This window comes from Flavobacterium tagetis, from assembly GCF_016735615.1.
GTDB lineage: Bacteria > Bacteroidota > Bacteroidia > Flavobacteriales > Flavobacteriaceae > Flavobacterium > Flavobacterium tagetis.
The window spans coordinates 49,299-73,205 of sequence record NZ_JAERSF010000001.1; the positions used below are offsets into that span (position 1 = coordinate 49,299).

Sequence of the window (23,907 nt, forward strand, 5' to 3'; positions counted from 1 at the left end):
TTTTCATTTACATTCCCCAATATGTAAATTTGATAATTATCGTGTATAGTTAATTCCTAATCCGCCTGCAATATAGATTTTAGTAAGTTCATCAGCTGAAATAATTATATTTTGTTGTAATACATTATCTTTTAGTAAACTCATATTAAAAGGAATTGTTTTCGAAAGATAATAATCATTGGCCGTAATTGTGACTTCAAATGCTTTAGAATTCTTCGCAATTAATATCGGAATTAAAAACTCCCCTGTTTTTGAACTCATTTTTACATTACTCTTTGAACCATTAATAGCAATAGCTAAATTTTGATATATTTTTTTATCGAAAGGTTTATTTGTTTTGGCATCAAGCAATTTTCCTTTTATAAAAATTGATTGTTCTTCTGTATTTTGAACGTAAGCAACTTTTCCAACTGTATAATGTACTGGTTCTGGAACCCTAATTTCAGTTTCAGCTGCATTTTTTTCTTGTGCGGTTACATTTGATGCTAACATAATTGACGCCGCCACAGCTGCATATTTTAAGTTATTGATTTTTGATGTTTCATTAAACTGAAATTCTTCTGCCAACTGAGTTGTTTTTAATCTGGCACAAATATTTGTGTTTTTGTTATCTGAAATGAATTTTGCAACTTCAGAATTCGTCTTTTTGCTTAAATCAATTACATTTTTCATACAGGAATTGCAAAATGAACCGCTTTCATTTGGAGTCATTTTATCAAAATTTTCAGAACATGGACTTGCTATTTCTAAGGTGAATTTCTTTTTCATGGACATATCTTTTTAAGTTAAAAAATCTGTAACAGACTATTTACTTATATAGAGTACATTTTCGCGAAAAAGGTTGGGAAGAAAACATAAAAAAAACGCTAATATTGGATTAGCGCTTTTTTATAATTTGAATTAAATCAACCTTACTAAGTTATTATATTTCAAAATTCGTTTTTTTAGGCAACAGCAAGTTAAAATAATACTCATTTGAAAAGAAAATTAGTCGACTAAAGTGAATTAAATCCGACAAACAACATTTTATTATCTATTAAGCATTAAAAAAAGCCCCTTAAAAAGGGGCTTTAAATTTTATGCTTGTCCTGTTGGACCAAAATTAAGCGGAATTGGTGCTTGCTCCGTTTCTTTGATTTCGCCATGAGCTGCCTCAAATCTATGGATATTTTCACCTATTGCTCGCAATAATCTTTTAGCATGTTGTGGTGTCAAAACAATTCTTGACTTTACCTTGGCTTTAGGAATACCTGGCATAATGCTCACAAAATCTAAAACAAACTCTGATGATGAGTGATTAATTATCGCAAGATTGGAATAAATTCCTTCTGCAATGCTTTCATCTAACTCGATGTTAATTTGCTCTTGTTGTTGTTTCGGATTACTCATAGTTTCCTAATTAATAAATGTATTCTTCTTTATTAGCCATCATTTCGTTGTAATCATCTTTAGATCCTACGATAGTGTTATCGTACTCTCTCATACCAGTTCCCGCAGGAATTCTGTGTCCAACAATTACATTTTCTTTTAATCCTTCTAAATCATCTACTTTACCAGCTACAGCAGCCTCGTTAAGTACTTTCGTTGTCTCCTGGAATGAAGCCGCAGAAATGAATGATTTAGTTTGTAACGAAGCTCTTGTAATACCTTGTAAAACTGGCGTTGCAGTTGCAGTAATTACATCTCTTGCTACAACAAGATTTTTATCTGTACGTTTCAATAATGAATTCTCGTCACGTAATTCGCGAGGAGTAATGATCTGACCTGGTTTCAATACTGAAGAATCTCCAGCATCTTCAACCACTTTCATACCATATAATTTGTCATTTTGAATGATAAAGTCTTTAGTATGGATCAATTGATCTTCTAAGAATAGAGTATCTCCTGGATCTTCAACTCTTACTTTACGCATCATTTGACGAATAACTACCTCAAAGTGCTTGTCATTAATTTTTACCCCTTGTAAACGGTAAACCTCTTGAATTTCATTTACCAAGTACTGTTGTACAGCAGCTGGACCTTGAATTCTTAAGATATCATCTGGTGTAATTGCACCATCAGACAATGGAACTCCCGCTCTTACGAAGTCATTTTCTTGTACTAAGATTTGGCTAGAAAGTTTAACTAAATATTTCTTAATCTCACCAAATTTAGACTCGATAACGATCTCACGGTTACCTCTCTTAATTTTTCCAAAAGATACAACACCATCAATTTCAGATACAACAGCAGGGTTTGAAGGGTTACGAGCCTCAAGCAACTCAGTAATTCTTGGAAGACCTCCCGTAATATCGCCCGCTTTAGAAGAACGACGTGGAATCTTAACTAATACTTTACCTGCTTTAATTTTCTCACCATTTTCAACCATTAAGTGTGCACCTACTGGTAAGTTGTATGAACGAATCAATTCACCTTCTTTACCATAAACTAATAAAGTTGGGATTAATTTTTTGTTTCTAGCCTCAGAAATTACTTTTTCTTGGAAACCAGTTTGCTCATCAATTTCAACCATATATGATTGTCCTTGCTCTAAGTCTTCGTAAGCAATCTTACCTGTAAACTCAGAAACAATTACACCGTTATATGGATCCCATTTACAGATTACAGTTCCTTTTGCGACAGTATCACCATCATTAACAAAAATACTAGATCCGTAAGGAATATTATGCGTATTTAAAACAATTCCAGTTCCTTCGTCAATTAATTTTAACTCAGTAGAACGTGATACAACGATATCAACTTCGTTACCTTCACTATCTTCTCCTTTTACTGTTTTTAAATCTTCAATTTCAAGTCTACCCGCAAATCTTGTAACAATACTAGACTCTTCAGAAATACCTCCAGCAACCCCTCCAACGTGGAACGTACGAAGTGTTAACTGTGTACCTGGCTCTCCAATAGACTGAGCTGCAATAACTCCGACAGCTTCCCCTCTTTGTGTCATCTTACCAGTAGCTAAGTTTCTACCGTAACATTTAGCACAAATACCTTTTAAAGCTTCACAAGTTAATGGAGATCTAACTTCTACTTTCTCAATTGGAGAAGCTTCGATAGTTCTCATAATTGCTTCAGTAATTTGCTCACCAGATTTAACCATTACTTCGTTAGTAAGAGGATTGATAACGTCTTGTAATGCAACACGCCCTAGAATTCTCTCTCCTAAAGATTCAACGATTTCCTCATTTTTCTTCAATGCTGCAACTTCAACACCTCTTAAAGTCCCACAATCTTCAATGTTAACAATAACATCTTGAGAAACGTCATGAAGCCTTCTTGTCAAGTAACCAGCATCGGCCGTTTTAAGAGCCGTATCCGCAAGACCTTTACGCGCACCGTGAGTAGAAATAAAGTACTCAAGGATCGAAAGACCTTCCTTAAAGTTAGAAAGAATCGGGTTTTCAATAATCTCACCACCACCAGCAGTAGATTTTTTAGGCTTAGCCATCAAACCACGCATACCAGTTAACTGACGAATCTGCTCCTTAGAACCCCTCGCCCCAGAGTCAAGCATCATATATACAGAGTTGAAACCTTGTTGGTCTTCTCTAATATTTTTCATTGCTAACTCTGTTAACTGAGCATTTGCTGAAGTCCATACATCAATAACTTGGTTGTAACGCTCGTTATTTGTGATAAGACCCATGTTATAGTTAGTTGAAATACCTTCAACTTGCTCTCTAGCATCTGCAATTAATTTCGTTTTTTGTTCTGGAATTCTAATATCACCTAAAGAGAATGATAAACCTCCTCTAAATGCGAATTTATAACCCATATCTTTCATATTATCCAAGAAAGCTGCCGTTGTAGGTACATCAGTCACACTTAAAATGTGTCCGATAATATCTCTAAGGTTTTTCTTAGTCAATACGTCATTGATATATCCAGCTGCTTCAGGTACTACTTCGTTAAATAATACACGTCCTGCAGTTGTCTGGATGATTTTGTACACTAATTCTCCGTTCTCATTAAAATCTTTTGCTCTAATTTTCACACGAGCATTCAATTCTAATCTTCCTTCGTTTAATGCAATATTTACTTCTTCAGCAGAGTAGAAAGTCAAATCCTGGCCAATAATTTTGTGATCTTCAGTAGAAATACGCTCTTTGGTCATATAGTATAGACCCAAGACCATGTCCTGAGAAGGTACAGTAATTGGAGCACCATTTGCAGGGTTCAAGATATTGTGAGAAGCCAACATTAATAATTGAGCCTCTAAAATAGCCTCTGGCCCTAATGGTAAGTGAACCGCCATCTGGTCACCATCGAAATCGGCGTTGAATGCCGTACATACTAATGGGTGTAACTGGATCGCTTTTCCTTCAATTAATTTTGGCTGGAATGCCTGAATACCAAGTCTGTGCAAAGTAGGAGCACGGTTAAGTAATACTGGGTGTCCTTTAATTACGTTTTCAAGGATATCCCAAACTACAGGCTCTTTTTTGTCAATGATTTTCTTAGCAGATTTTACTGTTTTTACAATACCTCTTTCAATCAATTTACGGATAACGAAAGGTTTGTATAACTCAGAAGCCATATCTTTTGGCAATCCACACTCATATAATTTTAACTCAGGACCAACGACAATTACCGAACGAGCAGAATAATCTACACGTTTTCCTAAAAGGTTTTGACGGAAACGTCCTTGTTTACCTTTTAATGAGTCAGATAATGATTTTAATGGTCTGTTTGATTCTGTTTTAACAGCAGAAGCTTTACGAGTGTTATCAAATAATGAATCTACAGATTCTTGTAACATACGTTTCTCGTTTCTTAAGATAACTTCTGGAGCTTTAATCTCCATCAATCTTTTCAAACGGTTGTTACGGATGATTACACGACGATATAAGTCATTCAAATCTGAAGTTGCAAAACGACCTCCATCAAGTGGCACAAGCGGACGTAATTCTGGCGGGATAACTGGAACCACTTTCATAATCATCCATTCTGGACGGTTTTCGCGGTTTTCGTTAGACTCACGGAAAGACTCAACAACTTGTAATCTTTTTAAAGCTTCCGTTTTTCTTTGTTTAGAAGTCTCGTTGTTAGCGCTGTGTCTTAATTCATAAGATAAAGCATCTAGGTCAATACGAGCTAATAAATCCATAATACACTCTGCTCCCATTTTGGCAACAAATTTATTAGGATCTAAATCATCTAAATATTGGTTTTCTTGCGGAAGAGTGTCTAAAATGTTTAAGTATTCTTCTTCAGTTAAGAAATCTAATCTTTGTAATGATTCTCCATCTGCATTTTTAGCAATACCTGGCTGAATTACTACGTATCTTTCGTAGTAAATGATCATATCTAATTTCTTAGATGGAAGACCAAGGATATAACCAATTTTGTTTGGAAGAGAACGGAAGTACCAGATATGAGCAATTGGCACAACAAGGTTGATGTGTCCTACTCTATCACGACGTACTTTTTTCTCAGTAACTTCAACACCACAACGGTCACAGATGATACCTTTGTAACGAATTCTTTTATACTTACCACAAGCACATTCGAAATCTTTTACTGGTCCGAAGATTCTTTCGCAGAAAAGTCCGTCACGCTCTGGTTTGTGAGTTCTATAGTTAATAGTTTCTGGCTTTAAAACCTCTCCTCTTGATTCTTTCAAGATAGATTCTGGTGAAGCCAATCCAATAGAGATTTTGTTAAATCTTTTTACTGGATTCTTATCTTTATTATTGTTTCTGTTATTCATCATAGTTTTTACTATTGATTTATTTGCAATTAAAAAATTGAATTTAGATTTATAATCTACTCCTAAAAAAATAAGAGTTAATCATTCAGCTACTACCTCGGGTTACTTCTCTAAACCCCAAAATTAAATTTGAAGTGCTAGTTATAAAATGCCTCGCATTGTTATAAAAAATCGGAACGGTTTACGGGTATAAATCTTTAAAAACTTATTATAAATGAGTAATCAGTCCCGATAAAAATCGGGACTGATTCCAAAACTTTTATTATTCTTCCAAACGAAGATCTAATCCTAGACCTTTCAATTCGTGCATTAATACATTGAATGATTCTGGTAAACCTGGTTCTGGCATAGTTTCACCCTTAACGATAGCTTCGTAAGTTTTAGCTCTACCAATAACGTCATCAGACTTAACAGTTAAGATTTCACGTAGTGTACTAGAAGCTCCATAAGCCTCAAGTGCCCAAACCTCCATCTCTCCAAAACGCTGACCTCCAAATTGAGCCTTACCTCCAAGTGGTTGTTGCGTAATCAATGAGTATGGTCCGATAGAACGTGCGTGCATCTTATCATCAACCATGTGTCCTAATTTAAGCATGTAAATTACACCCACAGTCGCTTTTTGTGCAAAACGCTCTCCAGTTCCACCATCATAAAGATATGTATGTCCGAAACGTGGTACGTTAGCTTCATCAGTCAAAGCATTGATCTCGTCAAGAGAAGCACCGTCGAAAATTGGAGTAGCAAATTTTCTACCCAAGTTCATACCAGCCCATCCAAGAACAGTCTCATAAATCTGACCAATGTTCATACGTGAAGGTACCCCTAGTGGATTCAATACGATATCTACTGGTGTTCCATCTTCTAAGAAAGGCATATCTTCATGACGAACGATTCTAGCAACAATACCTTTGTTACCGTGACGTCCCGCCATTTTATCACCCACTTTTAACTTACGTTTTTTAGCGATGTAGATTTTAGCCAATTTCAAGATTCCAGATGGTAACTCATCTCCAACTGTAATAGTAAATTTCTCTCTTCTTAAAGCTCCTTGTAAGTCGTTCAGCTTAATTTTATAGTTATGAATCAAATCATTAACCATTTTATTAGTAGCATCATCAGCAACCCATTGACCTTTGCTTAAGTGAGCGAAATCTTCTACTGCGTAAAGCATTTTTTGAGTATATTTTTTACCTTTTGGTAAAACTTCTTCGCCCAAATCATTCATTACACCTTGAGATGTTTTTCCGTTAACGATCAAGAATAATTTCTCTACCAATCTGTCTTTTAATTCAACAAATTTAGTTTCGAATTCCATTTCTAAAGCGCCTAAAGCATCTTTATCCTGAGTACGTTTACGTTTATCTTTTACGGCTCTTGCAAATAATTTTTTGTCAAGAACTACACCATGTAAAGATGGAGAAGCTTTTAATGAAGCATCTTTTACATCACCTGCTTTATCCCCGAAGATTGCACGAAGCAATTTCTCCTCTGGAGTTGGATCTGATTCTCCTTTTGGTGTAATTTTTCCGATCAAAATGTCGCCAGGTTTAACCTCTGCTCCAATTCTAATCATACCGTTTTCATCTAAATCTTTAGTAGCTTCTTCAGAAACGTTAGGAATATCGTTTGTTAACTCTTCGTTTCCTAACTTAGTATCTCTAACCTCTAATGAATAATCATCAACGTGGATAGAAGTAAAAATATCATCACGAACTACTTTTTCAGAAATTACAATCGCATCCTCGAAGTTATACCCTTTCCATGGCATGAAGGCAACTTTTAAGTTTCTACCTAAAGCTAATTCACCATTTTGAGTAGCATATCCTTCAGACAATACCTGTCCAGGAGCAACTCTGTCACCTCTTCTTACAATAGGCTTCAAGTTGATACTCGTACCTTGATTGGTTTTTCTAAATTTAATAAGATTGTATGTTTTCTCATCAGCATCAAAACTAACCATTCTCTCGTCTTCTGTACGATCGTATTTAATAGTAATGATATTAGCATCAACATATTCAACAGTTCCGTGCCCTTCAGCATTGATCAATACTCTTGAATCTGAAGCTACCTGACGCTCTAAACCTGTACCAACAATCGGTGCTTCCGGACGGATCAAAGGAACTGCCTGACGCATCATGTTAGATCCCATCAACGCACGGTTCGCATCATCATGCTCCAAGAAAGGAATCAAAGATGCAGAAATCGAAGCGATCTGGTTAGGAGCAACGTCTGTATAATGAACTACTGATGGCTCAACAACCGGGAAGTCTCCTTCCTCACGAGCAATAACATTGCTTGCTGTAATTTTACCTGTAGCATCCATTTCAATGTTTGCCTGAGCAATCATTTTACCTTCTTCTTCTTCAGCACTTAAGTAAACTGGAGTACTTTCTAAATCAACTACACCATTTGTTACTTTACGATATGGAGTTTCGATGAATCCCATTCCGTTTACTTTTGCATAAACACCAAGAGATGAAATCAAACCAATGTTTGGTCCCTCAGGAGTTTCAATCGGACATAAACGACCATAGTGAGTATAGTGAACGTCACGAACCTCGAAACCAGCTCTTTCTCTCGAAAGTCCACCTGGTCCAAGTGCAGAAAGTCTTCTTTTGTGTGTAATCTCAGCTAATGGATTCGTTTGATCCATAAATTGAGATAACTGGTTAGTACCAAAGAAAGAGTTGATAACTGATGATAATGTTTTAGCATTGATCAAATCAATTGGTGTAAACACCTCGTTATCTCTAACGTTCATTCTCTCACGAATAGTTCTAGCCATACGTGCTAAACCAACACCGAATTGTTGAGACAATTGTTCACCAACTGTTCTAACACGACGGTTTGACAAGTGATCAATATCATCAATCTCTGCTTTAGAGTTAATCAATTCGATCAAGTATTTTACAATTGTAATAATATCTTCTTTGGTAAGCACTTGCTTATCCATAGGGATATCTAAATTCAATTTTTTGTTCATTCTGTAACGACCAACTTCACCTAAGTTATAACGTTGATCAGAGAAGAACAATTTATCTATAATACCACGAGCAGTTTCCTCATCAGGCGGTTCAGCGTTACGCAACTGACGGTAAATGTGCTCTACAGCTTCTTTTTCAGAGTTTGTTGGATCTTTTTGTAACGTGTTGTGGATAATAGCATAATCTGCTTGATTGTTATCCTCTTTGTGTAACAAAATAGATTTTACGTTAGAATCAATGATCTCTTCAACATTATCTTTGTCGATAATAGTATCACGATCAAGGATGATTTCGTTACGTTCGATAGAAACTACCTCTCCAGTATCCTCATCTACGAAATCCTCGTGCCATGTGTTCAATACACGCGCAGCAAGTCTTCTTCCAATATATTTCTTAATTCCTGTTTTAGATACTTTAATTTCTTCAGCTAAGTCGAAAATCTCAAGGATATCCTTATCTCTTTCGAAACCGATAGCACGGAATAAAGTCGTTACAGGTAATTTTTTCTTTCTATCGATATACGCGTACATTACGCTGTTAATATCAGTAGAGAATTCTATCCAAGATCCTTTAAAAGGAATTACTCTCGCAGAATAAAGTTTAGTTCCATTTGCATGGAATGACTGTCCAAAGAAAACCCCTGGAGAACGGTGTAATTGAGATACTACAACACGCTCGGCACCATTAATAACAAAAGTACCACTAGGAGTCATGTAAGGAATTGTTCCAAGATAAACATCTTGTACAATAGTTTCAAAATCTTCATGTTCTGGATCTGTACAGTATAGTTTTAACCTAGCTTTTAAAGGCACACTATAAGTAAGACCTCTCTCTATACATTCTTGAATTGTATAACGTGGCGGATCAACAAAATAATCTAGGAATTCCAATACAAAGTTGTTTCTTGTATCTGTAATTGGGAAGTTTTCCATGAAGGTATTGTATAACCCTTCGTTGCCTCTTTCGTCAGATTTCGTTTCTAATTGAAAGAAATCTTTAAAAGATTTAACCTGAACATCTAAGAAATCTGGATAGTCAGGGATATTTTTTGTAGAGGCAAAATTCAATCTTTCAGTCTGATTTGTTATCATCAATGGACAAAATTTTGATTAAAAAAAAGTAATTTATTTTTGTGTATGAACACACTGTTTAATCTATACTTTCTTATTATAATCAATACATCTTTAAAAATTAATTCTATAAATTAAGTCTAATTTTCTTTCTTCGTATTGATCAAAAACTTTTTCGTATTTTAAACTATGGGATAATAAAATTTGATATATTTTATTATACGAAAAATGGTTTAGGTCTTTGAGTGTTAACTCAAGACCTAAACCTAGTTCTTAAACTGAGTTTAATTATTTAAGCTCAACAGTAGCTCCAGCCTCTTCTAAAGATTTTTTAAGACCTTCAGCCTCTTCTTTAGAAACACCTTCTTTAACGTTGCTTGGTGCACCGTCAACTACATCTTTAGCTTCTTTAAGACCTAAACCAGTTAATTCTTTAACTAATTTTACAACAGCTAATTTAGAAGCTCCTGCATCTTTCAATACAACTGTAAATTCAGTTTGTGCTTCTTCAGCAGCACCGTCTCCTCCTCCAGCAGCAACTACTACAGCAGCAGCAGCAGGCTCGATTCCGTACTCATCTTTTAATATTGTTGCTAATTCGTTAACTTCTTTAACTGTTAAGTTAACTAATTGTTCTGCGAATTGTTTCAAATCTGCCATTTTTTCTATCGTTTAAAATGATTTGTGTAAAAAATATAATTTAATTATTGTGCGCTAATTAAGCAGTAAGGAAGCAAACTCCCTTACGATAATTACTCTGCTCCTTCTTCTTCGCTTCCAGCGAATTTGTTTTGTAAAGCAGAAATAATTCTTTGAGCTGGAGATTGTAATAATCCTATGATTTCTCCAATAAGCTCTTCTTTAGATTTAATTGTAGCTAATGCATCTAATTGGTTATCCCCAATATATACTTCAGAATTGATGTAAGCTCCTTTTAAAACTGGTTTATCAGATTTCTTACGGAAATCTTTGATAATTTTTCCAGGTGCGTTAGCAACATCAGAAATAAAGATAGCACTGTTACCTGATAAAACTGTAGGTAAATCACCATAATCATTATCAGAAGCTTCCATTGCTTTTGCAAGCAAAGTATTCTTTACAACCTCTAATTTGATACCTGCTTTAAAACAAGCTCTACGCAAGTTTGAAGTTGTCTCTGCGTTTAAACCAGAAATATCAGAAATGTAAATGATATTTGTACCAGCTAACTGCGCAGTTAAATTTTCAATCGCGATTGATTTTTCTTCTCTAGTCATACTAAAAATTTTTAACTACCAATTATACTGCTTTTGGGTCTAATGCGATAGCAGGACTCATTGTGCTTGTAAGGTGAATACCTTTAATGTATGTACCTTTAGCAGCAGTTGGTTTAAGTTTTATTAATGTTTGAATAATTTCGTGTGCGTTGTCAACAATCTGCTCAGCTCCAAAAGAAACTTTACCGATTCCTGCGTGTACGATACCAGTTTTATCAACTTTAAAGTCAATTTTACCAGCTTTAACTTCTTGAACAGCTTTAGCAACATCCATAGTTACAGTACCTGTTTTAGGGTTTGGCATTAAACCTCTAGGTCCTAAAATACGACCTAATGGACCTAATTTACCCATAACAGCTGGCATAGTAATGATCACATCAACATCTGTCCAACCGTCTTTAATTTTTTGTAAGTAATCGTCAAGACCAACGTGATCTGCTCCTGCTTCTCTAGCTTCCGCTTCTTTGTCTGGAGTAACCAATGCTAATACTTTAACGTCTTTTCCTGTTCCGTGAGGTAAAGTAACTACACCTCTAACCATTTGATTCGCTTTTCTTGGATCAACACCCAAACGAACTGCGATATCAACAGACTCATCAAATTTTGCAGAAGCAACAACTTTAATTAATGCAGCAGCATCTTTTAAAGAGTATAATTTGTTCTTTTCAATTTTTGAAGCAGCCTCTTTTTGCTTTTTTGTTAATTTTGCCATTTCTTTTTCTTAATTAAAAAGGAGCATCTCCTGATACAGTTATACCCATAGATCTAGCCGTTCCAGCAACCATACTCATAGCTTTCTCGATTGTGAAAGCATTTAAGTCAGGCATTTTGTCTTCAGCAATAGTTCTAATTTGTTCCCAAGTAACGCTAGCTACTTTTTTACGATTAGGCTCACCAGAACCAGATTTTAGCTTTGCAGCTTCCATTAACTGAACTGCTGCTGGAGGAGTCTTAACAACAAAATCAAATGATTTGTCTTTGTACACAGTGATTTGCACTGGACAAATTTTGCCAGGTTTATCTTGAGTTCTAGCATTAAATTGCTTACAAAACTCCATGATATTAACCCCAGCAGCTCCTAAAGCAGGTCCAACCGGTGGCGACGGGTTCGCAGCACCTCCCTTAACTTGTAGTTTAACTACCTTACTAATTTCTTTAGCCATTTTTAAAAAATTTAACACTGTAATCAATGGAAGCGATTACAATGGTTTATTATAGTGTAACAAAAAATTATACTTTTTCTACTTGCATAAAGCTTAATTCCAATGGAGTTTTTCTTCCGAAAATCTTAACCATTACCTCAAGCTTACGCTTCTCTTCATTGATTTTCTCAACAGATCCATTAAATCCATTGAAAGGTCCATCAATAACCTTAACCGTTTCACCAACACTAAATGGAATAGAACGAGTATCTGTATTAACAGCCAATTCATCCACTTTACCTAACATACGGTTTACTTCAGAAAGTCTTAAAGGCACAGGTTCCCCTCCTTTAGTTTCTCCCAAAAATCCAATAACACTAGTAATTGACTTAATAATATGAGGGATTTCACCAACCAAGTTAGCTTCAATCATAACATATCCAGGAAAGTAAACTTTATCCTTAGATGATTTTTTCCCATCTTTTACAGTAACTACTTTTTCAGTAGGAACCAAAACTTGAGAAACATAATCCTCCATACCTAATCTCGCAATTTCAGTCTCGATATAAGCTTTCACTTTATTCTCTTGACCACTAACTGCTCTAACTACGTACCATTTTTTCACATTATTATCTGCCATCACAAAAAAATTATCCTTTTAACCAGTTAAAAAATCCAGCCAAAGCTTTTGCAAAAAATTCGTCTACTCCCCATGTTGCCAAAGCGAATAAAATCGAAAATACAGCCACAACAATTGTCAATTTTTGAACTTCAGCCCAAGCTGGCCAAGTAACATTTGACTTTAACTCTTCGAAAGCCTCTGATAAATAATTAGTAACTTTTGTCATTTGATATATTTTTTATTGCACGGGCGGAGGGATTCGAACCCCCATCAACGGTTTTGGAGACCGCTATTCTACCCTTGAACTACGCCCGTAATTAAAGCCAGTGATTTCAAATAAGAAATCACTGGCTTTTATTTATTTATAGAATTACTCTACGATTTCAGTAACCTGACCAGCACCAACTGTTCTACCACCTTCACGGATAGCAAAACGTAAACCTACGTTCATAGCGATTGGGCTTAATAAAGCAACCTCAATAGTTAAGTTATCACCTGGCATTACCATCTCTACACCTGCTGGTAAAGAAATAACTCCTGTTACGTCAGTTGTACGTACGTAGAACTGTGGACGGTAGTTATTGTGGAATGGAGTATGACGTCCACCTTCTTCTTTTTTCAAGATATAAACCTCAGCTTTAAATTTAGAGTGTGGTTTTACTGAACCTGGCTTAATAATAACCATACCTCTTTTGATATCAGCTTTATCAATACCTCTTAACAATAAACCTACGTTATCTCCAGCTTCACCTCTATCAAGGATTTTACGGAACATCTCAACTCCTGTAATAGTAGAAGTTAATTTTTCAGCTCCCATACCAATGATTTCAACAGGATCTCCAGTGTTAGCAACTCCAGTTTCGATACGACCTGTAGCAACAGTTCCACGACCTGTAATTGTAAATACGTCCTCAACTGGCATCAAGAATGGTTTAGCAACGTCACGTACTGGCTCTTCGATCCAGTTGTCAACAGCTTCCATTAATTCGATAATTTTAGGTACCCAGTTTGGATCATTGTTTAATCCTCCTAAAGCAGAACCTTGAACTACAGGACCATTATCTCCATCATATTCGTAGAAAGATAATAAATCTCTAATTTCCATTTCAACAAGCTCTAATAACTCAGCATCATCAACCATATCCACTTTGTTCATGAAAACAACGATTCTTGGAATACCAACCTGACGTCCTAAAAGGATGTGCTCACGAGTTTGTGGCATTGGACCATCTGTAGCAGCAACTACTAAGATAGCTCCGTCCATTTGAGCAGCACCAGTAACCATGTTCTTTACGTAATCCGCGTGACCTGGACAGTCAACGTGAGCGTAGTGACGGTTAGCAGTTTCGTACTCTACGTGTGATGTATTAATAGTAATACCTCTTTCTTTCTCCTCTGGAGCGTTATCGATTTGATCAAACGATTTTGCTTGACAGTAACCAGCATCTGACAATACTTTTGTAATTGCAGCAGTTAATGTAGTTTTTCCGTGATCTACGTGTCCAATTGTACCTATGTTTAAGTGCGGTTTGGAACGATTAAAATTCTCCTTTGCCATTTTACTTAATTTTTAATCTTAGTTATATATTAATTTTCAATTTCCTACTTACTTGAGCCAATGTCGGGATTTGAACCCGAGACCTCTTCCTTACCAAGGAAGCACTCTACCCCTGAGCTACACCGGCAGAGAGTTCTTATTTTAGATTTCTGAATTTAGATTCCAGATTTTTAAAAACCTAAAACCCAAAACCTTAACCTCTTTTATTTGTGGGGAGAGCAGGATTCGAACCTGCGAAGTTCACACAGCAGATTTACAGTCTGCCCTCGTTGGCCGCTTGAGTATCTCCCCTAATTTTAAAATCTCATTATCTTAAAGAACCAATTTCAAATCGCATTTGAAATTTATTGAGCCGATAGAGGGACTCGAACCCACGACCTGCTGATTACAAATCAGCTGCTCTAGCCAGCTGAGCTACATCGGCGAATGCATTAAAAAAGTCCGCTATTTCTAACGGACTGCAAATGTAGCTATTTTATCTTTTAATCAAAACATTTTTTAAAAAAAATTTCAATTAAATGTGCGCTCTTATTTTTTCCTTCCTTTTTACAAGCAAACGTTCTAACGACTCTGCAGAAAGCTCAACCGCTTCTTCAAATGTTTTACACTGTTTTTTTACCAAAAAATCATCACCAGGAACATTAATCTTTATCTCCACCACCTTATTCTCCTTATCACTTGTTCTTTCTACTTTTAAAAAAACATCTGATGAGACCACACGATCGTAGTATTTCTCTAGCTTACCCATTCTTTCTTGGATAAAATCGACCAATTTTCTGTCGACAGTAAAATTAACTGCATGAACATCTACCTTCATAATAAAAAATTTAGGATTAACATTTAGAACTACTATTTATTTCTAGGATGCGCATCTTTATACACTTTTTTAAGTTCCGCCAAACTATTATGAGTATAAACCTGCGTAGATGCCAAACTAGAATGCCCTAGCAACTCTTTAACTGAATTCAAATCTGCCCCATTATTTAAAAGATGTGTTGCAAAAGTATGACGAAGCACATGCGGACTTTTTTTTACCTTTTCTGAGACCCTACTAAAGTATGAATTTATTAAACGATAAACAAAAGATTCGCTCAATTTTAACCCTTTTTTCGAAACAAAAAAATAGTCCGAATCAATCAAACTTTCCAAACCATCGCGCTCCTTTATATATGAATCAATTTGACCTGCAATAATTGGCAAAATAGGAATAATACGCTCTTTATTTCTTTTCCCTAAAACTTTAATTGTATTACTTGAAAGATCAACATTTTTAACCATCAAATGAATCAATTCAGCCCGACGCATTCCTGTAACATAAAACATTTCAACGACAAGCCTATCCCGAACACCTTCAAAGTCAATAGAAACATCTATCACAGCAAGCAAATCTTTCAATTCTTTTTCCGAAAAAGGAACCTGAACAGTTTTCGGAGTCTTTAAAGATTTATGCTTCAGCATAGGATTAACTTCTATACATTTAATCTTCAAAAGAAATCTATAAAAAGCTTTCAAAGAAGCCATCTTCCTATTAATGGAAACATTTGAAATATTCTGATCAACCAAAAAAACAATCCAGCTTCTAACCAGACTATAACTTACCAAATCAATACTTTCCTGATCAAAAGATTCCTTCACAAAAACCTCAAAAGAAGCCACATCACTCAAATAAGCTTCAACCGTATGTTGAGAATATTTTTTTTCCAATAAAAGATAATCCAAAAAAGCTTCTTTATTCGTTTTCATAAAATCTAAAAATTAAGCACAAAAAAACCGTTAGTATCAAAATTAAAACATTTTGACCACTAACGGTAATTATTTTCTAAAAGCTGATATTAACTTTCTAAACTATCTTTCAAGCCTTGAATGTAAGCCGCTTTTTGGATTTGAGCTCTTTTGATAACAGAAGGCTTAATAAAAGCAGTACGTGCTCTTAATTGACGAACAGTTCCTGTTTTATCAAATTTTCTTTTATAGCGCTTTAATGCTCTATCGATATTTTCTCCGTCTTTAATTGGTATAATTAACATAATATAGACACCTCCTCTCGTTAAGGCTGCAAATGTATATATTAATTATGAATTATGAGTTATAAATTTTGAATTATTTTTCAATCAAGACTTGAAATCGGAAAGAAAAATCATTTCACCCCCTTCATTTGCCTTTTAAAACACTATTCTTTCAACAAATTTCTGGAAATAACCAATTTTTGAATTTCAGTTGTCCCTTCGCCTATAGTACACAATTTAGAGTCTCTATAGAATTTTTCTACTGGAAAATCTTTAGTATAACCATAACCTCCATGAATCTGAACTGCATCATTTGCAATTTTCACACACGCTTCTGATGCATACATCTTAGCCATAGCCCCAGATGTAGTTACTGGTTTATGCTGTTGTTTTAAGTATGCCGCTTTATGAAGCAACAATTCCGAAGCTTCGATTTCTGTTGCCATATCTGCCAACTTAAAAGAAATTCCTTGGAAATTACTAATTGGCTGCCCAAATTGATGCCTTTCTTTTGAATACTTTAACGCAGCTTCATACGCACCTTTTGCAATACCCAAAGATAGAGCTCCGATAGAGATTCTTCCACCATCAAGAATTTTCATAGCCTGAACAAAACCTTCACCAACCTCCCCTAATCTATTTGCATCAGGAACACGACAGCCATCAAAAACTAATTCAGCTGTTTCGCTTGCTCTCATTCCTAATTTATTTTCTTTTTTACCAGATGAAAAACCTTTCATGCCCTTTTCAAACACAAATGCTGTCATTCCTCTAGAATCGCCTTTTTCTCCAGTACGAACAATTACAACAGCAACATCTCCAGATATACCATGCGTAATAAAGTTTTTTGCACCATTTACAATCCAATGATCGCCGTCTTTAACTGCAGTTGTATTCATTCCCCCTGCATCTGATCCTGTATTATGTTCTGTAAGTCCCCATGCACCTATATATTCGGCTGTAGCCAATTTTGGAAGCCATTTTTTCTTTTGCTCTTCATTTCCAAAAGTTAAAATATGATTCGTACATAAAGAATTATGCGCCGCAACTGACAACCCTATTGAAGGATCTACTTTTGAAATTTCTTCTATAACTGTAATGTATTCATGATAACCTAAACCTGAACCTCCATATTCTTCTGGAACCAAAACTCCCATGAAGCCCATCTCTCCAAGTTGCTTAAATAATTGTATTGGGAAAATTTGCTTTTCGTCCCATTCCATTATATAAGGTCTAATATTTTTTTCTGCAAAGTCTTTTATAGACTGTGCAATCATTATTTGCGTTTCGTTGTAATCAAAGTTCATGAGTTAGTTTCTTTTAGAACTCCAAATATAAACTAATTATTTTTGCTTTTTCAACAGGAAAATCTTTAATTTTTGCTAAATCCTCAATATTATTAAAATTTCCATTCATACTTCTATACGTTACAATTTGTTTTGCGAGCCCATGTTTAAAGTACGAAAATTGAGCTAATTCTTTTAATGATGCTTCATTTACGTTTATTTTCTTCAAAGTTGAAGGAATTACAGCTTTAAAATGACTATTTAGCTCATTTATAACTTCTGGCGAAAGTCCCCAAATATCTTTCATCTGCTCCATTGACACAAATGATCCAACGATTTCTTTCTGCTTCAAGATTCTCGAGGACAACCCTTCTCCTATTCCGTAAATTTTCATCAAATCTTCTTGTGTTGCCTCATTAATATTTTTTATTTCTAACTTTTCTTTTTTCGGAAAGCTTTTTACAACGAATTCTTTTTTCTCCACATTATAGTTCTTTTTATTCTGCTTCCAATCTGGAAATTTAAACAAAGGAGAAATTTCCTTTAACAAAGAATCCGAGACTCCAGTAACTGCCTGAAACTCTTCAGCCGAATTTACATATTTATTTTCTTTGCGAAATGCCATTAAGCGATCTATTTCTTCCACAGACATCCCGAGCTTGTATCCTTTATAATCAGAAATAAAATTAGGGTTGAAAAGATAATTAATAGGGCTTGCCTTTTTATCATCTAGCTTTTTCTGATCGATTTCTGACTGTAGAGCAAGCCATTGCTCTTTTTCAGAACTTTTACTTTCTGAAATATTAAAATCGGATAAATAATAAAACAGTTGCAACCCTATCATAATAATGAAGAGCATAAAAACACCTATCCGTTGCTGTTTAGTAAAATGAAAATACTTGTTTAAAGACTTAAAATTCATAAATAAAATTACTTTCGAAGAATAACTTAAGAAAAATCTTTCAAATTTATTAAGAAAATTAGTAAGAAAAGTAACTTTTAAAAAATTATCGAATCTCTTATAAAAGTCCAATTAATTTAATGAATGTCAATACTTAGAGAATCTTTCTTACGAGTACTGTAAAAAAAACAAAGATTTTATAACTTAAAACATGATAATTGTTTTTATTTTTTACAAAAAACAATACATTTGGCACTTAATAACAAATAAACCAATAAAATAATATGTCAATTTGGAGAGTTAAACCTATATCAGCCTTTGAGGCCGATATGAAAAAGAGTGATTTAAAGAGAGTCCTAGGAAAATGGAGTCTTACTGCCATTGGTGTTGGTGCCATTATCGGTGGGGGAATTTTTGTACTTACAGGTACTGGGGCTTATTATCATGCAGGTCCAGCATTAGCAATTTCGTTTATCATCGCAGGTATTGCGTGTGTATTTGCAGCTCTTTGCTATTCTGAATTTGCTTCTATTTTACCTGTTGAAGGATCTGCTTATGCATATGCTTACGGTACAATTGGAGAAGTCTTTGCTTGGATAATTGGATGGGGACTAATTCTCGAGTATGCAATGGGATCGATGACTGTAGCAGTTTCTTGGTCCGGATACTTTAATAAATTGCTCAAAATATTTCACATTCACCTTCCTGATTGGCTAACTACAGATCCTGCAAGCTACACAGGAGAAGGTTTTTCTATGAATCTTCCAGCTTTCTTGATCGTTATCTTAGTTATTTCATTACTTATTAAAGGAACAAAAAGTGCTGCTAAAGCAAATAACGCAATTGTTATTCTTAAAGTATCTGCTGTAATCTTTGTAATTATTGCCGGTCTTTTCTTTATTAATACTGCAAACTGGAGCCCATTTATTCCTGAAGCAACTCAGATTGTTGAAAAAGAAACTACTCATAATGCTTACGGAATTGGAGGTATTATCTCTGGAGCCGCAGCTATTTTCTTTGCTTATGTTGGTTTTGATGCCGTTTCTACACAAGCTGGAGAAGCTATCAATCCTAAAAAAGATGTTCCTTTTGCAATTATCGCTTCTTTATTAATCTGTACTACCTTATACATTCTTGTTTCTTTAGTATTAACAGGAATGATGAATTACCAAGACTTTAATCCACTAGGAAAATATCCTGAAGCTATCAAAGCTCCTGTTGCTTATGCTTTTGATATTGCAGGACAAGGCTGGGCTGGTTCTATTATTACTGTTGCCGCAACTATTGGTTTGATTTCTGTATTAATGGTAATGATCATGGGGCAATCCAGAATTTTCCTTGGAATGTCTAAAGATGGTTTAATTCCGCAAGTTTTCTCTAAAGTAAACCCTATTTCTGGAACGCCAAAAACAAACTTAATGATTCTTGGAGTTATTATCGCAACTGTTGCTGCTTTTACACCAATCAACAAATTGGCTGATATGACAAGTTTTGGCACTTTGTTTGCCTTTACAATGGTTTGTATCGCAGTTTGGATTTTAAGAGTAAAACAACCAGGATTAACCAGAACATTTAAAGTTCCTGCTTTACCAATTATTGCGGTATTAGGAATTGCAATCAATTCTTATTTAATTTTTAATTTAAGTAAAGATGCACAGTTATTATCTTTTGGATGGCTACTTCTTGGTATAATTGTATATTTTGGATATAGCAAGAAAAGATCTAGACTTAACAATACTACAGAAGAATAACAAATACAACTTTATAAAAAAAAGCTCCAAATTTACATTTGGAGCTTTTTTTATAAATCAAATACTGACGTTCTTTTTGAGCGAATTAAATCTTTTAGCCTAATCCAGAAAGCGAGAGTTAAATAAACTCCAAATCCTAAACCGACTGTAACAAAAGAGATGTAGATAAAAAACAAACGCACACTCGTTACACGCATTCCGAGTTTATCTGCTAGTCTTGAAGAAACATGAAAACCATATTTTTCAAAAAAGAATTTAAGTTTTAAAATTGCTGACATTTCTTTTTTTGATTTTAGATTTACAAAAATAACAATTATCTAATTATCAAATTTTCTAATTCGCTAATTATTTTTAAGCAACTCTAATCCGATAGCACATTTTAGGCAAGCCTTACGCTCACAATATTCATTTTTAAGCTCTAATAATGTCTGACTTTCAAATGCTGTTTTTGAATTGATTCCAAACGAATTAAACTTGTCTATAATGGCATTTTTTTCTGAAGCCACTTCATTTACAAAATCAATTAAATTTTCTGAAATTGATTCTCCAATAATATTGGAATAAGTAAATTGAAGCGGAATAATCGTATTTATAATCAGGAGATCTATAAATGATTTAGAAAGCGTTTTAGACTTCTTCGGGCTCTCTTTGTCAAATTGATAATGATCTTGCCAATATGAGCTCGCAGACACACTCAGCAAACGATATACATCATCTACTGATTTTAATTCGATAATCTTAGAAAACAAATTTTGATGTTTATGGTATAAAGCCCCTAACTGAGAGAGTCTAATTGTTGGAAAATTATCTGGGCGAAGTTTAAAAAACTGAAGAGGTTCTATATATGTTTTTTCTATTTGATATTTATGCAGTAGATAAAAATAACGAAACTTGAGATCTTTATAATAAACATCTTCTTTTTCTGCTTCTAACAATCCAGCAACACCAAAAAGCAGCGCTTCTAAATTTTCAGCTTCAAAACTTTCTTTTCTAATTATCGAAAACGGAATTGCCTTAGAAATTTGTAAAAAAGAATCTCCATTGGTGTTTAATCCAAAATTCTTTGCTAAAAGACAAAATAAGACTGCCTCCCAATCTTGACCAGTTTCTTCCAGTAATTGATAAACAAACTTTGATTTTCGTTCTAACCGCTCAAAAAATAATCTTTCCTGCCAGTTTTTAAATATAAACCCATCAATTTCTTTTAATTGTCTTTCGCAAGAAATCCATGTTTTTGGAGCAAATAATGCATTATAATTTTCGATTATTTCTTTTGACACATAATCTTTGAGAACTAAAACCGGGATTTCAGTATTGTTTTCTCTAAAAATAGCTGTGTCATTCTCCCAAACTACATGAAGGATAACATTTTTATAAGCTGGATCTTTTTCGTGATTATGCAAATACCAATCTGAAGATTTTAAATGAATCTCTATATTACCCGCCCATTTTTGATTTCCAATTTCGATATGTGCATTAAAAAAATCTGGTCCAGAAAGTTCTAGATAATCACCAGTTTTAAGAATAGTAATTAATTCACCTTGGACAGATTTTAAATTCAAGGCATCAAACTTCTTGAATTTCCAGAGATAATGCAGAAAGTCTTCTTTCATTTTAGATTCTATAGTGTAATTACAAAATCTAAAAGTAATTAATTTTTAATACTATTCTTACAAAATAAAAATATTTAACGAAGCATATATAGTTTAGCACAAGCTCTTGCATCTGATAACGCTTCATGGTGATTGAGCTGAATTTTCATTTTGCGACAACAATCGCTTAGTTTTGTTGGCTTAATGCCTTTTGCTTTGTAGATTTTAACTGTGCATTCCCATTTTGTAGCAATATTCAAATCGTCATAATTTAAGCCATGAAGCAGCATTGTTTTCATTAAAACATTCCGATCAAAACTTTCATTGTGCGCCACTACAACTCTATTTTTAAGCCTCTTTTCAATCTCGGGATATATCTGAAAAAAAGATTTTGCATTGATGGTATCTTTAGGATAAATTCCGTGAACACGAATCGTAAAAGGATTATACTCGTTATTTGGCGGTTTAATTAAAGAAACATATTCGTCTATAATAATTCCGTTTTCGACTGTCACAATACCCACCGAACACGGATGATATCCTGTTGCAGTTTCAAAATCGATAGCTGTAAAATTCATTTTAATTTTTTAAAAGACAAATCCATAAACCTAATTGCATTACAACAAGGTTTATGGATTGTTTTTGTTTATAAAGGCTTACTTAATTGAGCCTATAATATCATATTTAGTAATAATATGATGTTGTCCGTTTCCTAAATCGACCAAAACAGCATCATTTTCTTTGCTGAAAAGTTTTGAAACTTCTTCAATTGGCGTTCCTAATTTTACAATCGGGAAAGGTTTACCCATTACTTCTTTAATTGGTTTTTCGGCAACATTTTTATCAGCAACATAGCTTCTAAATAAATCCGTTTCATCTACAGAACCCACAAATCCATTGATGTCAACAACCGGAATCTGCGAAATTTTATATTTACGCATACGCTCAATTGCATGAGAAACCAATTCTTCTGTACGTACCACAATCAGTTCCTTATCAATATGATCTTTTATAACGTCTTCTGCTTTTGTTACGTTTTCTTCTAAGAATCCGCGTTCACGCATCCAATCATCATTGAACATTTTACCTACATAACGGCTTCCAGAATCGTGAAATAATACCACAACAACATCTTCTGGTTTAAAATGCTCTTTTAGCTGTAATAAACCTTTTATACAAGCTCCTGCAGAATTTCCAACAAAAATCCCTTCTTCAAGAGCAATCTTTCTAGTATAGACTGCAGCATCTTTATCGGTTACTTTTGTAAAACCATCAATTAGAGAAAAGTCAACATTCTTAGGCAGAATATCTTCTCCAATACCTTCTGTTATATAAGAGTAAATTTCGTTTTCGTCGAAGATTCCTGTTTCGTGATATTTCTTAAATACAGAACCATAAGTATCAATTCCCCAGATTTTAATATTCGGATTTTGTTCTTTCAAGTATTTTCCAACTCCAGAAATAGTTCCTCCTGTTCCAACTCCCACAACAAAGTGTGTAATTTTTCCGTCTGTCTGTTTCCATATTTCTGGTCCAGTCTGCTCATAATGCGCCAACGAATTTGACATATTATCATACTGATTTACATACCAAGAATTTGGGGTCTCTTCTGCCAAACGCTTTGAAACAGAATAGTAAGAACGTGGATCTGTGGGTTCAACATCTGTAGGGCAAACAACAACTTTTGCTCCAACAGCACGAAGAATATCCATTTTTTCTTTAGACTGTTTGTCTGAGATTACACAAATTAATTTATAGCCTTTTACGATTGCCACAAGTGCAAGTCCCATTCCTGTATTTCCAGAAGTTCCTTCAATAATAGTTCCTCCAGGTTTTAGTCGGCCATCTGCCTCTGCATCTTCAATCATTTTTACAGCCATTCTGTCTTTTACAGAATTACCTGGATTAAAGGTTTCGACTTTTGCCAATACTAACGCATCAATTTCAGCAACAATTTTGTTGAGTTTTACCAATGGTGTATTACCAATTGTTTCTAAAATATTATTTGAAAAGTCCATTTTTATTTAAGTTT

The 23,907-nt window shown here is 34.5% G+C and carries 21 protein-coding genes and 4 tRNA genes; 1 reads left to right on the forward strand and 24 read right to left on the reverse strand.

Features of this window, described 5'->3' with window-relative positions; all coding sequences use genetic code 11:
• Positions 1-36 precede the first annotated feature (36 nt).
• From JI750_RS00200 to JI750_RS00295, 20 genes are all read right to left on the reverse strand, one after another.
• Positions 37-768 (reverse strand): hypothetical protein, encoded by a 732-nt coding sequence (locus JI750_RS00200; protein ID WP_201998144.1) that lies wholly within the window; start codon positions 766-768, stop codon positions 37-39.
• A 309-nt stretch (positions 769-1,077) separates the two neighbouring features.
• Positions 1,078-1,389, reverse strand: coding sequence for a DUF3467 domain-containing protein (locus tag JI750_RS00205; RefSeq protein WP_201998146.1), 312 nt, complete (start codon positions 1,387-1,389; stop codon positions 1,078-1,080).
• A 10-nt stretch (positions 1,390-1,399) separates the two neighbouring features.
• On the reverse strand, positions 1,400-5,710 hold the full coding sequence (gene rpoC, locus JI750_RS00210) for a DNA-directed RNA polymerase subunit beta' (protein WP_201998148.1): 4,311 nt from the start codon (positions 5,708-5,710) through the stop codon (positions 1,400-1,402).
• A 259-nt stretch (positions 5,711-5,969) separates the two neighbouring features.
• Complete coding sequence (rpoB, locus tag JI750_RS00215) at positions 5,970-9,782, reverse strand: DNA-directed RNA polymerase subunit beta (RefSeq protein ID WP_201998150.1); 3,813 nt, start codon at positions 9,780-9,782, stop codon at positions 5,970-5,972.
• A gap of 267 nt (positions 9,783-10,049) precedes the next feature.
• Positions 10,050-10,421, reverse strand: coding sequence for a 50S ribosomal protein L7/L12 (rplL, locus tag JI750_RS00220; RefSeq protein WP_008466917.1), 372 nt, complete (start codon positions 10,419-10,421; stop codon positions 10,050-10,052).
• Positions 10,422-10,513: 92 nt separating this feature from the next.
• The gene (gene rplJ, locus JI750_RS00225; protein ID WP_091492767.1) at positions 10,514-11,017 is read right to left on the reverse strand and encodes a 50S ribosomal protein L10; all 504 of its coding nucleotides are present in this window, start codon (positions 11,015-11,017) and stop codon (positions 10,514-10,516) included.
• 22 nt (positions 11,018-11,039) lie between these two features.
• Positions 11,040-11,729, reverse strand: a complete 690-nt coding sequence (gene rplA / locus JI750_RS00230; RefSeq protein WP_025572415.1) for a 50S ribosomal protein L1 — start codon at positions 11,727-11,729, stop codon at positions 11,040-11,042.
• A gap of 13 nt (positions 11,730-11,742) precedes the next feature.
• The gene (gene rplK, locus JI750_RS00235) at positions 11,743-12,180 is read right to left on the reverse strand and encodes a 50S ribosomal protein L11 (RefSeq protein WP_008466923.1); all 438 of its coding nucleotides are present in this window, start codon (positions 12,178-12,180) and stop codon (positions 11,743-11,745) included.
• Between the two features lie 67 nt (positions 12,181-12,247).
• The gene (gene nusG, locus JI750_RS00240) at positions 12,248-12,799 is read right to left on the reverse strand and encodes a transcription termination/antitermination protein NusG (protein WP_008466925.1); all 552 of its coding nucleotides are present in this window, start codon (positions 12,797-12,799) and stop codon (positions 12,248-12,250) included.
• Between the two features lie 10 nt (positions 12,800-12,809).
• Entirely contained in the window at positions 12,810-13,007 is a 198-nt protein-coding gene (gene secE, locus JI750_RS00245; protein WP_008466927.1) for a preprotein translocase subunit SecE, read from the reverse strand.
• Positions 13,008-13,025: 18 nt separating this feature from the next.
• Positions 13,026-13,096, reverse strand: a tRNA-Trp gene (locus JI750_RS00250).
• A 55-nt stretch (positions 13,097-13,151) separates the two neighbouring features.
• Positions 13,152-14,339: an elongation factor Tu gene (gene tuf, locus JI750_RS00255; RefSeq protein ID WP_111364131.1), complete on the reverse strand. Its 1,188-nt coding sequence runs from the start codon at positions 14,337-14,339 to the stop codon at positions 13,152-13,154.
• Positions 14,340-14,394: 55 nt separating this feature from the next.
• Positions 14,395-14,466: transfer RNA gene (locus JI750_RS00260), tRNA-Thr, on the reverse strand.
• An 83-nt stretch (positions 14,467-14,549) separates the two neighbouring features.
• A tRNA-Tyr gene (locus JI750_RS00265) sits at positions 14,550-14,630 on the reverse strand.
• Positions 14,631-14,689: 59 nt separating this feature from the next.
• Positions 14,690-14,763 (reverse strand) — tRNA-Thr (locus JI750_RS00270).
• Between the two features lie 90 nt (positions 14,764-14,853).
• On the reverse strand, positions 14,854-15,156 hold the full coding sequence (hpf, locus tag JI750_RS00275; protein ID WP_008466930.1) for a ribosome hibernation-promoting factor, HPF/YfiA family: 303 nt from the start codon (positions 15,154-15,156) through the stop codon (positions 14,854-14,856).
• A 32-nt stretch (positions 15,157-15,188) separates the two neighbouring features.
• Positions 15,189-16,082, reverse strand: a complete 894-nt coding sequence (locus JI750_RS00280; protein WP_201998152.1) for a tyrosine-type recombinase/integrase — start codon at positions 16,080-16,082, stop codon at positions 15,189-15,191.
• A gap of 89 nt (positions 16,083-16,171) precedes the next feature.
• Positions 16,172-16,366 carry a 30S ribosomal protein S21 gene (rpsU, locus tag JI750_RS00285; protein WP_026730435.1) on the reverse strand — a complete coding sequence of 65 codons (195 nt, stop codon included), beginning with the start codon at positions 16,364-16,366 and terminating at the stop codon, positions 16,172-16,174.
• Positions 16,367-16,509: 143 nt separating this feature from the next.
• The gene (locus JI750_RS00290) at positions 16,510-17,652 is read right to left on the reverse strand and encodes an acyl-CoA dehydrogenase family protein (protein ID WP_201998154.1); all 1,143 of its coding nucleotides are present in this window, start codon (positions 17,650-17,652) and stop codon (positions 16,510-16,512) included.
• A 13-nt stretch (positions 17,653-17,665) separates the two neighbouring features.
• Positions 17,666-18,553 (reverse strand): ComEA family DNA-binding protein, encoded by an 888-nt coding sequence (locus JI750_RS00295; RefSeq protein WP_201998156.1) that lies wholly within the window; start codon positions 18,551-18,553, stop codon positions 17,666-17,668.
• 263 nt (positions 18,554-18,816) lie between these two features.
• Here JI750_RS00295 and JI750_RS00300 point away from each other — a divergent pair, with 263 nt between their 5' ends.
• Positions 18,817-20,283 (forward strand): APC family permease, encoded by a 1,467-nt coding sequence (locus JI750_RS00300; RefSeq protein ID WP_201998158.1) that lies wholly within the window; start codon positions 18,817-18,819, stop codon positions 20,281-20,283.
• Between the two features lie 50 nt (positions 20,284-20,333).
• On the opposite strand, the gene JI750_RS00305 is transcribed toward JI750_RS00300, so the two are convergent.
• From JI750_RS00305 to JI750_RS00320, 4 genes are all read right to left on the reverse strand, one after another.
• On the reverse strand, positions 20,334-20,561 hold the full coding sequence (locus tag JI750_RS00305; protein WP_201998160.1) for a PspC domain-containing protein: 228 nt from the start codon (positions 20,559-20,561) through the stop codon (positions 20,334-20,336).
• A gap of 63 nt (positions 20,562-20,624) precedes the next feature.
• Positions 20,625-21,896 (reverse strand): DUF2851 family protein, encoded by a 1,272-nt coding sequence (locus JI750_RS00310; protein ID WP_201998162.1) that lies wholly within the window; start codon positions 21,894-21,896, stop codon positions 20,625-20,627.
• Between the two features lie 74 nt (positions 21,897-21,970).
• Complete coding sequence (locus JI750_RS00315) at positions 21,971-22,453, reverse strand: 3'-5' exonuclease (protein WP_201998164.1); 483 nt, start codon at positions 22,451-22,453, stop codon at positions 21,971-21,973.
• Between the two features lie 78 nt (positions 22,454-22,531).
• A complete protein-coding gene (locus tag JI750_RS00320; RefSeq protein ID WP_201998166.1) occupies positions 22,532-23,893 on the reverse strand; it encodes a pyridoxal-phosphate dependent enzyme in 1,362 nt (453 codons plus the stop codon).
• Between the last annotated feature and the right edge of the window lie 14 nt (positions 23,894-23,907).

Excerpts from the sequence above, each read along its gene's own strand:
- JI750_RS00200 (WP_201998144.1), bottom strand. The coding sequence starts at position 768 with ATGAAAAAGAAATTCACCTTAGAAATAGCAAGTCCATGTTCTGAAAAT.
- JI750_RS00205 (WP_201998146.1), bottom strand. The coding sequence starts at position 1,389 with ATGAGTAATCCGAAACAACAACAAGAGCAAATTAACATCGAGTTAGAT.
- rpoC (WP_201998148.1), bottom strand. The coding sequence starts at position 5,710 with ATGATGAATAACAGAAACAATAATAAAGATAAGAATCCAGTAAAAAGA.
- rpoB (WP_201998150.1), bottom strand. The coding sequence starts at position 9,782 with ATGATAACAAATCAGACTGAAAGATTGAATTTTGCCTCTACAAAAAAT.
- rplL (WP_008466917.1), bottom strand. The coding sequence starts at position 10,421 with ATGGCAGATTTGAAACAATTCGCAGAACAATTAGTTAACTTAACAGTT.
- rplJ (WP_091492767.1), bottom strand. The coding sequence starts at position 11,017 with ATGACTAGAGAAGAAAAATCAATCGCGATTGAAAATTTAACTGCGCAG.
- rplA (WP_025572415.1), bottom strand. The coding sequence starts at position 11,729 with ATGGCAAAATTAACAAAAAAGCAAAAAGAGGCTGCTTCAAAAATTGAA.
- rplK (WP_008466923.1), bottom strand. The coding sequence starts at position 12,180 with ATGGCTAAAGAAATTAGTAAGGTAGTTAAACTACAAGTTAAGGGAGGT.
- nusG (WP_008466925.1), bottom strand. The coding sequence starts at position 12,799 with ATGGCAGATAATAATGTGAAAAAATGGTACGTAGTTAGAGCAGTTAGT.
- secE (WP_008466927.1), bottom strand. The coding sequence starts at position 13,007 with ATGACAAAAGTTACTAATTATTTATCAGAGGCTTTCGAAGAGTTAAAG.
- tuf (WP_111364131.1), bottom strand. The coding sequence starts at position 14,339 with ATGGCAAAGGAGAATTTTAATCGTTCCAAACCGCACTTAAACATAGGT.
- hpf (WP_008466930.1), bottom strand. The coding sequence starts at position 15,156 with ATGAAGGTAGATGTTCATGCAGTTAATTTTACTGTCGACAGAAAATTG.
- JI750_RS00280 (WP_201998152.1), bottom strand. The coding sequence starts at position 16,082 with ATGAAAACGAATAAAGAAGCTTTTTTGGATTATCTTTTATTGGAAAAA.
- rpsU (WP_026730435.1), bottom strand. The coding sequence starts at position 16,366 with ATGTTAATTATACCAATTAAAGACGGAGAAAATATCGATAGAGCATTA.
- JI750_RS00290 (WP_201998154.1), bottom strand. The coding sequence starts at position 17,652 with ATGAACTTTGATTACAACGAAACGCAAATAATGATTGCACAGTCTATA.
- JI750_RS00295 (WP_201998156.1), bottom strand. The coding sequence starts at position 18,553 with ATGAATTTTAAGTCTTTAAACAAGTATTTTCATTTTACTAAACAGCAA.
- JI750_RS00300 (WP_201998158.1), top strand. The coding sequence starts at position 18,817 with ATGTCAATTTGGAGAGTTAAACCTATATCAGCCTTTGAGGCCGATATG.
- JI750_RS00305 (WP_201998160.1), bottom strand. The coding sequence starts at position 20,561 with ATGTCAGCAATTTTAAAACTTAAATTCTTTTTTGAAAAATATGGTTTT.
- JI750_RS00310 (WP_201998162.1), bottom strand. The coding sequence starts at position 21,896 with ATGAAAGAAGACTTTCTGCATTATCTCTGGAAATTCAAGAAGTTTGAT.
- JI750_RS00315 (WP_201998164.1), bottom strand. The coding sequence starts at position 22,453 with ATGAATTTTACAGCTATCGATTTTGAAACTGCAACAGGATATCATCCG.
- JI750_RS00320 (WP_201998166.1), bottom strand. The coding sequence starts at position 23,893 with ATGGACTTTTCAAATAATATTTTAGAAACAATTGGTAATACACCATTG.